The organism is Halodesulfurarchaeum sp. (assembly GCF_036626455.1).
GTDB lineage: Archaea > Halobacteriota > Halobacteria > Halobacteriales > Halobacteriaceae > Halodesulfurarchaeum.
The window spans coordinates 1-12,099 of the sequence record NZ_JAZKRK010000002.1; the positions used below are offsets into that span (position 1 = coordinate 1).

At 58.4% G+C, this 12,099-nt stretch carries 9 protein-coding genes and 1 tRNA gene; 6 read left to right on the top strand and 4 right to left on the bottom strand.

Annotated features, from left to right (window positions below; genetic code table 11):
* Nucleotides 1–452: 452 nt before the first annotated feature.
* From V5A26_RS00755 to V5A26_RS00770, 4 genes are all read right to left on the bottom strand, one after another.
* Nucleotides 453–523, bottom strand: a tRNA-Gly gene (locus tag V5A26_RS00755).
* Between the two features lie 10 nt (nucleotides 524–533).
* The gene (locus V5A26_RS00760) at nucleotides 534–1,205 is read right to left on the bottom strand and encodes a class I SAM-dependent methyltransferase (RefSeq protein WP_332320526.1); all 672 of its coding nucleotides are present in this window, start codon (nucleotides 1,203–1,205) and stop codon (nucleotides 534–536) included.
* Entirely contained in the window at nucleotides 1,202–3,211 is a 2,010-nt protein-coding gene (locus V5A26_RS00765; RefSeq protein ID WP_332322163.1) for a type II secretion system F family protein, read from the bottom strand. The genes V5A26_RS00760 and V5A26_RS00765 overlap by 4 nt, the downstream gene beginning before the upstream one ends.
* 68 nt (nucleotides 3,212–3,279) lie before the next feature.
* Entirely contained in the window at nucleotides 3,280–4,968 is a 1,689-nt protein-coding gene (locus tag V5A26_RS00770; RefSeq protein WP_332320524.1) for a type II/IV secretion system ATPase subunit, read from the bottom strand.
* A gap of 79 nt (nucleotides 4,969–5,047) precedes the next feature.
* Between V5A26_RS00770 and V5A26_RS00775 the strand changes: the two genes are divergently transcribed.
* From V5A26_RS00775 to V5A26_RS00800, 6 genes are all read left to right on the top strand, one after another.
* A complete protein-coding gene (locus V5A26_RS00775; RefSeq protein ID WP_332320523.1) occupies nucleotides 5,048–5,539 on the top strand; it encodes a DUF5793 family protein in 492 nt (163 codons plus the stop codon).
* A gap of 62 nt (nucleotides 5,540–5,601) precedes the next feature.
* Complete coding sequence (locus V5A26_RS00780) at nucleotides 5,602–7,002, top strand: phosphomannomutase (protein ID WP_332320522.1); 1,401 nt, start codon at nucleotides 5,602–5,604, stop codon at nucleotides 7,000–7,002.
* Between the two features lie 75 nt (nucleotides 7,003–7,077).
* A complete protein-coding gene (locus V5A26_RS00785; RefSeq protein WP_332320521.1) occupies nucleotides 7,078–8,175 on the top strand; it encodes a BMP family lipoprotein in 1,098 nt (365 codons plus the stop codon).
* 12 nt (nucleotides 8,176–8,187) lie between these two features.
* Nucleotides 8,188–9,753 carry an ABC transporter ATP-binding protein gene (locus V5A26_RS00790; RefSeq protein ID WP_332320520.1) on the top strand — a complete coding sequence of 522 codons (1,566 nt, stop codon included), beginning with the start codon at nucleotides 8,188–8,190 and terminating at the stop codon, nucleotides 9,751–9,753.
* A complete protein-coding gene (locus V5A26_RS00795) occupies nucleotides 9,750–11,027 on the top strand; it encodes an ABC transporter permease (RefSeq protein ID WP_332320519.1) in 1,278 nt (425 codons plus the stop codon). Before V5A26_RS00790 ends, V5A26_RS00795 begins: the two co-directional genes overlap by 4 nt.
* On the top strand, nucleotides 11,017–12,096 hold the full coding sequence (locus V5A26_RS00800) for an ABC transporter permease (protein ID WP_332320518.1): 1,080 nt from the start codon (nucleotides 11,017–11,019) through the stop codon (nucleotides 12,094–12,096). The genes V5A26_RS00795 and V5A26_RS00800 overlap by 11 nt, the downstream gene beginning before the upstream one ends.
* Nucleotides 12,097–12,099: the final 3 nt, after the last annotated feature.

Sequence of the window (12,099 nt, forward strand, 5' to 3'; positions counted from 1 at the left end):
AGTTTACAACTGCGACACGGCTGTCGCCGGCCGCGGTTAGTTCACGATGTGAGAATGGCCCCGGCCGGGAATCGAACCGGAGGAAGAATCGGTCAAACGGTGGCCAATACTTCTACTCTTAAAGGCATCCGCACGAGCGAAGCGAGTGCGGTTCACTCGACGTGACCGTTGGGAGCGTCGAGCTGCGGCTTTTTCCCCACGTTTTTGCGACCGAGTGGTTCGCGAAGCGAACCCGAGGGAGGAAAAAGTGGAAGTGCGCCGGCCGGGAATCGAACCGGAGGAAGAATCGGTCAAACGGTGGCCTATACTTCTACTCTTAAAGGCATCCGCACGAGCGAAGCGAGTGCGGTTCACTCGACGTGACCGTTGGGAGCGTCGAGCTGCGGCTTTTTCCCCACGTTTTTGCGACTGAGCGGTTCGCGAAGCGAACCCGAGGGAGGAAAAAGTGGGAGTGCGCCGGCCGGGATTCGAACCCGGGCCATGAGCTTGGAAGGCTCAGGTCCTACCACTAGACCACCGGCGCTCGACCTGGGCTATGAGGTCCCCGGATAAGAAGTTTTCATCTCGGTCCCGACCCAAGCGTAGCAATTGCCCCGAGATACCCAGGCCTCTTGACACTCGATCTCGCTATCCACGACGTCTGCCTCGAACTCTTCTGGGTCATAGATATGATAAAATCGGGGGACACTCTCCCCGTCGGGCAGCGTCCAGTCGATCGTCGTATCGAACCCGTTCGTTCGGTCAAACCGGTCATGCGTGGTACACCAACTACTCACGAGGGCGGTACCGTCGGGTGAGAGGACCCGAGCCAACTCGTTAAGACTCCTGATTCGAGCAGTTCGGCTCCGGAGATGGTGAATCGCAGCAATGTAGAGGCCGACGTCGACAGTCGAATCAGCCACGGGGAGTTTCGTCGCCGTTCCCTGGACGAACGAGGCTCCGAAGTCTGCCTCAGCGGCTCTCGTGATGGCTTCCGTGAGCAGTGTGTGGCTGAGATCGACTCCGATCGGGGTTTCGACCACCCTGGCGAGTTCTTCTGTATGCCGTCCATTGCCACACCCGATATCGAGCCCGATGGTCCCCACAACAGATTCGAGGAAGTCAGTTACGTCCGTCCAGGGATACTGTCGAGTTTCCGAGAAGTGGCTCCCGATGCGATCGTAGACCGTCTGGATCGGTGGGGCCTCTGGGCCGTTTTCAGTCATCCGAAGATGAGGAAGAAGACGTAGGCGATGGCCAACATCGCTGTGGCGTGTTTCGCCCCGCTGGAGAGGCGTCCATCACTCATCATCCCGGCCACGAATCCAGACACGTAGCCCTGAATGATTCCGGCGTGGAAAAAGACCAGACCGTACGCGTCCTTCTTGGCATCGGTCAACTCGCCGAGACTCCCGCCAATTCCGAGCCCCGTTCCAGGCGCGGCTCCACCCCCGACATCGACGCCGGTGGGGATGCTCGGGATGAAAACCTGATCGAGGGCCAGGACGATTCCGAGGAACACGAAGAACGCGACGTAGACGACGACCACGTACGTGAGTAACTCGTTGCGGCGGTCCCGTTCCAGCCGGCGGGCCGATTTGGCCTCGTCCGCAGCGATCCGCAACACCGGACCGATATCGTTTGTCGCCCCCATCGCATTCGTCGTTAACGTCGTCACGCGTGTGATCGCAGGCGTCCGAATCCGGTGTTCGAACCGGCGAAGTGCCGTCTCCATATGCGCCCCCCATTGCATATCCGCCCACGTGCGACGCATCTCTGTTGACAGTGCCCCGAGATCCGAGCGAGCGACCCGACCGAAACTCTCGACCATCGACATGCCCGCCTCGTTCGTGGCAGCGAGGCGTTCGAGGAAATCCGGGATCGCCGCCTCGATCTGTTTGACGCGTCGATGTCCAATTTCGTATGTTACCGCATACGTCCCAGTCACGAAGAGGGTAACCTGAATGAGCGCGTCGTCGAGCGCCGCCGGGTCCACGACACCGGTGACAAGCGTTGGCCACCACGCTGCAACGAGCCAGAGCAGTCCAAACGGAACCGTCACAGCAAGAATGGTGCTCGGACGGTCCGTCAACAGTCTGGCTGGATCCCGAAGCGCGCGTCGAATCGGCCCAAGCCGTCTGGCGATCGCAAGTCGGTAGCGGTTTTTCGCTTCGGTTCCAGACGTTTGACGATCAGTTGGGTTCTCGCTCACCGATAGTTCTGGAACGAGTGCTGATTCAGCCTCGTATGAGACCTCCTGTTCCGGATCAGCCCGGTCCTCGGTGACCGTGTCGAGATAGATGATAAACCCAACGTTGGCAAGGCCTAAGATGAGGTAGACGAGGATGTGCAGGAAGGTCAACGTGCCCCCGAGAAGCAGGCCAACAACGACCAATATGGTGATGAGAAAAAGCATCCCTGCCACGAACACGGTCACATATGCTTCCGCAAGCGCCCCGAGCAGTTCGATGAACCGCTGCTGTTGGGCGCTTTCCTCGTCGAGGAAGTACGCGTACTGCTCCTGGAGGAAATCCGTCAGCGACCCACCACTGCGGAGGACACTAGCCAGGTTCTTGGTAAACTCCTCGAGTTGGTCACTTGGCGTTCGCTGGCTGGTCCGCTCGATGCTTGAAACCAGGTCCGCACCCAAAAGGTCGATGTCCTTCATCGTGACCGAAAATTCTCGTGCCGTCTCTCCGTAAACGGCCGTGTGTTTGCCAAGCGTCCTGAGGACCTGAGAGAACGGCATGCCACTCCGCGAGAGGGCAAAGAGAAAAGCGATGTTCCGTTTGAGAGTCGAATCGACGCGTCGGGATCGCTCCCCTGCAGCGTATCGGGGCAGGTACCAGCGGATCTGGTAGGCACCGTAGGCCCCGATGGCTCCGATCGTTGCACTGCTCAAAAGCAAGAGAACGAACAGGCCCAGAATACCCATCTCCGATGGCTCGTTTCTGAGGACTCCCAAGAGCCAGGGCATCAAGTCCGGTATTCCGGCCGCGACCATCGCTTGCCGGACGGCGATAAAGATGTAGACACCGAACACGCTCCCTGCGAGGGCCGCCAGAGTCGCGTAGAGAAAGGTTTTGGCGGCATAGACCCGGTAGGTGTCGGGATCGTGGGCGCCTGCGAGACTCGCAACCTGCCGAACGTTGATCGACCGCCGTTCGGAAACAAAAGTGCCAAACAGGGACAGTGCGATCCGGCTTACAAGTTGGTTGACCCGGTGGGACACGATATTCAAACTAATTACCACCAGAATGAGCACGACGAGTCCGAGTGGCAGAAATTCGAGCACCGGAATCACCCGATCGGTTCGCTGTCCTGTGGTTGTCCCGCCTCCTTTGGTTCGGCCACAGAACTCTCCATTTGATCCGTGATTCGGTCGATGACCGCCTCCTTATCCGCGTAATAATCGTTGACCAACGCGGTAAAGCGCCGGTAGTCCCGAACGTCGTGTTCGAGGAGATACTGGAGAACATGCTTTCGGTTCCGGAACTCCCTCAGGAGTTCTGACCGTGTCCACCCGCGGTCCTCACGGATCTCCTCCAGGACGATACTGTCGAACTGATCGAACGAATCAGTCTCGGGATCATATTCGAAGGCCATCGAGTAATCGAGGTCGCCGGTCCGCTGATCGATCCCCTCGATTTCCGCGATTGTCCGTGTGCGTCGAACCCGCTCATCCCCGACATAGGTCAGGGTTTGAACGGACAGGACGTCAAGTGACTGTATCATCGCCCGGGGAACGTTGATCGGCTCGTTTTCGAGGCGGTTGATGACCGTCTGCACACTGTCCGCGTGCATCGTCGAGAAGGTGGTGTGCCCGGTATTCATCGCCTGGAACAGGGTCATCGCTTCCTCGCCCCGAACCTCACCGACGATGATGAATTCGGGCCGATGGCGGAGCGAGGAGCGCAGCAGATCGTACATCGAAATATCTTCGCCCTCCCCGAGACTCTCTCTGGTTACAGAAGAGAGCCAGTTGTCGTGATACAGAGTCAGTTCGCGGGTGTCCTCGATGGTCACGACTTTCGCGTTTGGGGGAACGAACATCGAGACCGCGTTCATTGAGGTTGTTTTCCCGGAGGCAGTTCCACCAGCGAAGATGAGTGATTTGTTGCTCTCGATAGCCAGCCAAAGATACGCCATCTGGTCGAGGCTAAAGGTCTCAAAATCAACCAGCGCTGCTGGCGTGAACGGTTCCTCCGCATATTTCCGGATCGTAAACGCTGACCCTCGAGGCGTGACTTCCCGACCAAGTGCCAGTTCGCCACGGCTGCCATCGGGCAGCGTTGCATCTGTCACAGGGTCTCCGATCGAAATGTGCTGGCCCGATCCCTGGGCCAGTTTGATCACGAAGTCATCCAGTTCCCCCTCACCGAACGAACGGTTCGTTTGGATGTCAGTGTACGCGTCGTGATAGACGTACAGCGGGAGATCATACCCGTCACACGAAATATCCTCGATGTGGGGGTCCCGCATCAGGGGGTCGAGCTTGTCGTACCCTTCGAAGGTCCGATAAAGGTAGTAAAACAGCCGGTAAACAGTGTTGACCTCCACATCGACTCCGTACTGGTTGAGCAGCTCAAGCAAATGTTCGGTGATGACCGCCTCCGCATCCTCGGGATCGTATTCAGCCCGGAAAATAAGAGACTCCCGGCTATCGGTGAATACCTGTTCGAGGAGTTCCTCCTCAAAGTCCGTCAGTTCAGGCTCGACAACAAGATAGCGATAATCGTTCGTGTCCGGATTGTGGACGATCGTGACGAATGCGAAGGGAGTGTTCACCCAGTATCGCTCGACCTCGTCGTATCCCTCTTTCCCCGAAAACGAGGTAAGGGTGCCGTGACGGCGTGCATCGTAGGGCTCCATATCGATCGTGGAGCCGGTGATCACGTCAGCGATCCGCGAAAGTCGCCAACGGATCGACTCGAGCGGGGACTCGAACCCCGGCGGAACAGACTCGTCCCCACCTGAGTGATCAGACATCGATCTCTACCCCAACAGATGGCGTCGGCCTGCTTAAATCCCCCCACACGAGTTCGTCTCGCCGTCACGTTCATTTCCCATGAACCCGAATGCTCACGGGATGCGTCGGGAGGAGTTCAGCTTCGAGACCCGCCACGTCAGGCCAGAGACTGGAGAGACGACTGCGCCCCTCCCCACACTCAAATTGCAATACGCTGGACCAGAGGGCGAACTCCGGGCGGCTTTGGCCCAAACGGACGTGTCGACTCAAGGAAAGGCCGATCTGGACGTGTCACTCCGGCTGAAAGGGAATTTCGAGGAACCCGATCCGGATGGCGTCCTTGCTGTCACCGGCCGTCTCACGGGCGATTTCATCTGTGAGTGCAACGTCCCAGCAAAGCAGATTTTCGAGTTCCTCTCGGCAACGAAGCGCCGGGCCGCCGCAGTGGACCGTCGGCCGAAGTACCGCTTCCAACTGTACGCTGATGACAGGCCAATCCGCACCGAAGAGATGGATACGTTTCTGGTTTACACGAAGTCTGGGGTCCTGCGCGAGGCGGAAAGCCTGCTTCCGAATGGCGTCCAGTTATGAGGAGGTGACACCCGAACACCGCTATCGACACTATATACTACCCTCGCCAGGTACGGGCTTGTATGGACCTCTTTGGAACGGCGGGAATTCGGGGTCGAGCTGAAGACGAGGTGACCCCTGAACTCGCATTGCGTGTGGGCCAAGCCGTTGGTGAACCCGGTCGGGAGTTCGCCGTTGGACGTGACGGTCGCGTAACTGGCGAGACGCTCCTTGGCGCACTCCGGGCGGGCCTGCAAAGTGCTGGGTCGAACGTCCGAGACATCGGAATGGTCCCTACACAGACTGTTGCGTACGCCTCTCAAGGCCGTTATGGGGTACAGGTAACAGCCTCTCACAACCCACCCGCTGACAACGGGATCAAGCTCTTTGAAAACGGTTCGGAATTCGATCGAACCGCCGAGTTGGAAGTCTCCGACCGAATCGCCGGTGGTCCCGAACCAGCCGCGTGGGATACCTGGGGGAAAACCGAATCAGAACCGATACTCCAGTCCTACCGGGACGAAATTGTCGATTTCCTTGCTGGACGAACAGTGCCAGAATCCCATCCAGCTGGTTCGGGCCAAACCCTCGACGGGGATCATCCACTAGCGGAAATTCCGATCGCCGTCGATTGTGGGAATGGAATGGGGAGTCTCGGCACGCCCCAGGTTCTCGAATCGCTGGGCGCCGACGTGGTGTCCGTCAACGGAACTGTTGACGGGTTTTTCCCGGGTCGGCCGAGCAAACCCACGCCAGAAACACTCAGCGAATTTCGGGCCTTCGTGGCGGATCATCGGGCGGTGTTCGGGATCGCCCAAGACGGGGATGCAGACCGTGTCGTGCTCCTGGACGAAGATGGGTCGATCGTCCACGAAGATACGGTCGTGGCCATCCTCGCGGAATACTACGTCCGCACCGCCACGGTGACCGATCCGATCGTGGTGACGACACCGAACGCGTCCGGACGGATCGACCAGCGGGTCGAAGCCGCTGGCGGGGATGTCGAACGCGTTCGATTGGGCGCGCTCCACGAGGGGATCGCTGCAGTCCAGTCCGAGGCAGGCACCGTTGTCTTCGCGGCCGAACCGTGGAAACACATCCATCCCGAGTTAGGGCTGTGGATCGATGGCATCGCGAGTGCAGGATTGCTCTCGGTGTTGGGTGCCGCCGCAGGTGGACTCGACGCGCTTCGCGACCCTGTCACTGAGCGGCCCTACCGGAAAATCAGTGTTTCGTGTGCGGAAGACGCCAAACGGCCGGTGATGGATCAGCTGACAACTGCACTTCCTGATGGGTTTCCTGAGGCGAGTGTCTCAACTGAATACGGGGTCAGGCTGGCCTTCGATGATGGGTCCTGGGTTCTCGTGCGACCAAGTGGGACAGAACCGTATGTCCGATTGTACGCCGAGAGCGATTCCGTCGAAGACCTGGTGACGTCGGTCCGAACGATTATCGAGGAAACGATCGAATCGGCTGAATCTTAGGCCGTTCGAGGGGGAAAACGAGACTCGGAGGACTATTCGACGGATTTATTTCGGAGCCCTGTACCCTGTGTATATATGGGTTCTTACAATCGGCGAACGTTTCTCAAGGTAGCTGGTGGCATCGGAGCAACATCCGTGACCGCGATGGCTGGCTGTTCGGGTGGGGAAAATACGGACGCCGAAACGACGACTGAGGAAAGCGGTTCCGACACGACGAACGTCGGAATGGTCTACGCTACAGGTGGCCTTGGAGACGGGTCCTTTAACGACCAGGCACAGCAAGGTATCATTCAGGCATCGGAGGATTTCGCGGTCGAATACGACGAAGCGCAGCCAGAGGAGGTCTCACAGTTCGGTAATTATCAAACGCAGTTCGCAGGGTCTACCGATCCCAATTACGATCTGATTTCGACGATCGGGTTCCTCCAGACTGATGCCCTGTCGGGGACGGCACCTGATTATCCCGATCAGAACTTCATGATCGTCGACAGTGTAGTCGAGGAAGACAACGTCGCTTCGTACATATTCCGGGAACACGAAGGCTCCTATCTGGTCGGCCAACTGGCAGGACTCTTGACGACGAGTGACTTCAGTGCTGGTGCCGGCAGCACAAAGCCCGACACAAAGAGCGTTGGATTCGTCGGCGGGGTCGAGGGTACTCTCATCAAAAAGTTCGAGGCTGGCTTCATCGCGGGCGTGAAATCTGTCGATTCGGAAATCGAGGTTCAGTCCTCCTATGTGGGCTCGTTCAATGAACCTTCGAGCGGCGAGGAAACTGCGATCGCGATGTACGAAAGCGGAAGTGACGTTGTCTACCACGCCTCCGGGAATACCGGCACAGGGGTCTTTGAAGCGGCACAGAGCAAGGGTCGGTTCGCGATCGGTGTCGATCGGGATCAGTCGATTACCAAGGAGAGCTACGCTGACGTGATTCTGGCAAGTATGGTCAAGCGGGTCGACACGGCAGTCTACACCGCCGTGGAATCCGTCGTCGAAGGTACTTTCGAGAGCGGGATCACGACTCTGGGACTTGACGAGGGCGGTATTGCAGCGGTCTATGGCTCCGAACTCGGGTCCGAAGTCCCACAGGATGTCAAAGACGAGATCGCCGCCACCAGGGAATCGATCATTGCTGGCGATATCTCCGTCCCAACCGACCCCGAAAACGCCTAATCACGGCACATAATGGAGCCAGCCGTCCGGCTGTCAGGGATCACGAAGCGGTTTCCCGGCGTCCTCGCCAACGACGATATCGACCTCTCAGTCGAGCGCGGATCGGTCCACGCCCTCCTCGGTGAAAACGGAGCTGGGAAAACCACGTTGATGAACGTGCTGTATGGCCTGTACGAACCCACTGGTGGGACCGTCTTCGTCGACGAGGAGGCCAGGGACTTTGACTCGCCCCGGGAAGCCATCGACGCGGGTATCGGGATGATCCACCAGCACTTCATGCTCGTCGGCCCGATGTCGATAACCGAAAACATCGTTCTGGGAAACGAACCCAGAAAATGGGGTGGGCTGGTGGTCGACGAACCAGCAGCTCGTGAGGCGGTAGTGGACCTACGCGAACAGTACGGATTCGACGTGGAACCGGATGCCATAGTCGAGGAGATCAGCGTCGGTGTGAGACAACGTGTCGAGATCCTCAAAGCCCTCTACCGGGGCGCAGAAATCCTCATCATGGACGAGCCGACTGCGGTATTGACTCCCCAAGAGGTCGAGGATCTGTTTGCAGTGTTTGAAGAGTTGACAGACCAAGGGAAGACGATCATCTTCATCACCCACAAACTCGGGGAGGCCATGGATGCCGCCGACCAGATTACAGTACTCCGAGACGGCCAGAATGTGGGGACCGTTCCCGCTGCAGAGGCTGATCAAGAGTCCCTCGCGAAAATGATGGTCGGGCGGGAAGTACTCATGGAAGTCGAGAAGCCACCCGTCTCACCCGGGGACCCGATACTGGACGTCTCGAATCTCGAAGTGGAAAACGACAGGGGTGTTTCAGCGATCACGGATCTATCCCTCACAGTGCGTGAAGGCGAGATATTCGGTATCGCAGGCGTCGACGGTAACGGTCAATCCGAACTCGTCGAGGCGATCAGCGGGCTTCGGACTGCCGAGAACGGATCGATTCGGCTCGGCGAGGAATCAGTCACGGATTGGAGCCGTCTCGACAGGATTCAAAAGGGGATGGCGTACATTCCCGAAGATCGGCAGGAACGCGGGCTGGTCATGGAATTTGATCTCATCGAAAACGGAGTCCTCGGAAGCCACCATTCCCCGCCATTCGAGAAACGGGGGCGCCTCGATTGGAGTGATGCCCGCGATCATGCGGACAAGATCGTCGAGGAATTCGACGTTCGGCCCGGCGAAACGAATGTCACCGCCGTCTCACTCTCTGGTGGCAACCAGCAGAAGTTCATCGTCGGCCGGGAGTTCCAACGCGATCCCCGGCTTATGCTTGCAACACATCCGACTCGAGGCGTGGACGTCGGGTCGACCGAATACATCCATGATCGGCTTATCGAACTCCGCGACGAGGGGACGGGTGTCCTGCTCGTGTCCTCGAAACTCGACGAAGTGCAAGCCCTGTCCGACCGACTCGCGGTAATGTACGAAGGAGAACTTTTGGCCGTGGTCGATCCGGACGAAGTCACGGAAGAGGAACTCGGACTGCTGATGGCCGGGGAACGGCCGAGTGGTTTCGAGGCGACGGATCAATCGCTCACAAATGTAGAGGTTCGGCCATGAAAATTCCCGATCCGGTCATCGATATACTTGTCCGGCTCCAACGATCCTCGGGGTGGGAACGGATTTGGATCAGTCTGGCCGCACTCTTGCTTTCAATCCTTGTCGGCACAGTGCTCATCCTGTTTGCAGGATTACTCGCGGACACCGCCCGACCCGCATGGAGATTGTTTGGCTACAACTTCGCCTACAATCCGCTGACCGTTTTCGACAAACTGTTTTTGGGGGCATTCGGTGACCCGATCAACCCGGCTTTCAGGCCACTTCAGGGTGACTTTGCCTGGATCATCCGCCCAGGATTCGATCCGCTCAACAGACAGTTAGCGACGACGTTCGCCGAGACGACGGTCCTGATATTCGCGGGTGTATCTGTGGCCATCGCCTTCCGTGCCGGGATCTTCAATATCGGGGCACAGGGCCAGTTGGTCGTTGGTGCACTGGCGACCGCTATCGTGCTGCTCCCGATTGCGCCCCACATCACGGGCGCGGTCGGGACTGTCGTGCTGTTGACGGTTGGACTCTTTGTCGGGGCATTAGCCGGGGGCGCGTTTGCGGCCATTCCAGGGGCGCTGTTGGCATATCTGGAGGCAAACGAGGTGATCACGACGATCATGCTGAACTTCGTCGCCACCTCGACCGCGCTGTATCTCGTCGCGAACCACTTCAAAGACCCCGAGAGTTTCGCCAACCAGACGGTTTCGTTGCCGGACCACGCCATGTTTCCAAACGTGATCTTCGAAGCCCGAGATGACTTCTCTATCCTCGCATTGCTGTTCGGGATTCTGTCACTAATCGCCATTTGGTATCTCCTGAATCACACCGCTCTCGGGTACGACATCCGAACCAGTGGTATCCAACCGGACGCTGCGGAATACGGTGGGGTAAACGCCGAACGGACGATCCTCACAGGGATGGTCCTTTCCGGTGCGCTTTCCGGGATCGGTGGCGCAGTCTACGTCCTCATGATGCTCGGGAACTTCCAGGTTGGGGTCCCTAGTTACGGATTCGACGGAATTACAGTCTCGATCCTCGCGGGCAACAATCCCGTTGGGGTCGGGTTCGCTGGGCTTCTATTCGGAGTGCTCAAAAGCGGTTCCGTGGTAGTCGATGTCGGTACCGACGTTCCACCCCAGCTCGTCGGTGTCCTCCGAGGGTTGATCATCCTCTTCGTCGCGATGCCGGAATTCTTCCGGATGATGGGGAACCGAGTCATCCCGGAGGGACGATTGGAGCCACCGACCGAACGCAAGACCAGTGAGGTGAGTGATGGTGACTGACTCACTGACCCTGAACGATGTGATCGCCCGGGTCCGGTCATTCGGGATTCGGGGCTATTTGGCCCTCGCCACGATCCTGTTCCTGGTGTTTATCGGACTGGTCGGGGTCTTCAATCCCGAGTCGAACCTCGGCGCATTGTTCGACATCCTGACCGATGAAAGCACGTTGTCCTCCGCGTTGCGGCTCTCGGTTCCGATCGCTTTTGCGGCCCTGGGTGGGATTTTCGCGGAGAAAAGCGGTGTTATCAACATCGGTCTCGAAGGCCTGTTGATCATCGCCGCGTTCTTCGGAGTGTACGCCACAGATGTCACCGGAAGCGTCTGGTTGGGAATGGGAGCCGGTGTGCTCGCCTCGACACTGCTCTCGGGACTGTTCGGCATCGTCTGTATCAAGTACAAAGCCGATCAGATCATCGCGGGGTTGGCCGTATGGCTCATCGCGCTGGGATTGGCGCCGTTCCTCTCACAGGTCATTTACGACGGACCGAACACGTCCAGTGTCGAATCACTGGGGACCCTCACGATCCCATACCTCTCGGAAATCCCCTTCTTCGGGGCCCTCTTCGATGCCTCCCCGATCGTCTATCTCATGTTCGTCGCCGTTGCAGCCTCGTGGTACACCCTCAACCGCACGTCGTTCGGTCGCTGGGTGATCGCGAGTGGCGAGAATCCAAAGGCACTGGATACGGCAGGGGTGAACGTCAGCCGGGTCCGGTATGCCGCCGTGTTACTCTCCGGTGTGCTTTCCGGAATCGGTGGCGCAGCCCTGTCACTCTCGCTGGGGCAGTTCATCGGAAACGGGGCGACCATGGTGAACGGGAAAGGATTCATCGCGATCGTCGCCTACCTGTTCGGGAATTACAACCCGATTGGAGCAATGCTCTCGACCCTCTTGTTCGCCGGCCTGGAAGCCGTGCAGATCGCGCTCCAGGTGGGTGACGTCTTTGCGATTCCCCAGTCGCTCGTGCGGACGATCCCGTACATCTCAGTCGTCATCGTGTTGGCGCTGGTCGGCCACACGCGGCTTCCGAAAGCTGCCGGCGAATATTACGAATCCGGCGAGGAGTAATTT

What these genes read in the sequence shown, in the direction of transcription:
- V5A26_RS00790 (WP_332320520.1), top strand. Translation starts at nt 8,188, where the DNA reads ATGGAGCCAGCCGTCCGGCTGTCAGGGATCACGAAGCGGTTTCCCGGC.
- V5A26_RS00770 (WP_332320524.1), bottom strand. Translation starts at nt 4,968, where the DNA reads ATGTCTGATCACTCAGGTGGGGACGAGTCTGTTCCGCCGGGGTTCGAG.
- V5A26_RS00800 (WP_332320518.1), top strand. Translation starts at nt 11,017, where the DNA reads ATGGTGACTGACTCACTGACCCTGAACGATGTGATCGCCCGGGTCCGG.
- V5A26_RS00780 (WP_332320522.1), top strand. Translation starts at nt 5,602, where the DNA reads ATGGACCTCTTTGGAACGGCGGGAATTCGGGGTCGAGCTGAAGACGAG.
- V5A26_RS00760 (WP_332320526.1), bottom strand. Translation starts at nt 1,205, where the DNA reads ATGACTGAAAACGGCCCAGAGGCCCCACCGATCCAGACGGTCTACGAT.
- V5A26_RS00775 (WP_332320523.1), top strand. Translation starts at nt 5,048, where the DNA reads ATGAACCCGAATGCTCACGGGATGCGTCGGGAGGAGTTCAGCTTCGAG.
- V5A26_RS00795 (WP_332320519.1), top strand. Translation starts at nt 9,750, where the DNA reads ATGAAAATTCCCGATCCGGTCATCGATATACTTGTCCGGCTCCAACGA.
- V5A26_RS00785 (WP_332320521.1), top strand. Translation starts at nt 7,078, where the DNA reads ATGGGTTCTTACAATCGGCGAACGTTTCTCAAGGTAGCTGGTGGCATC.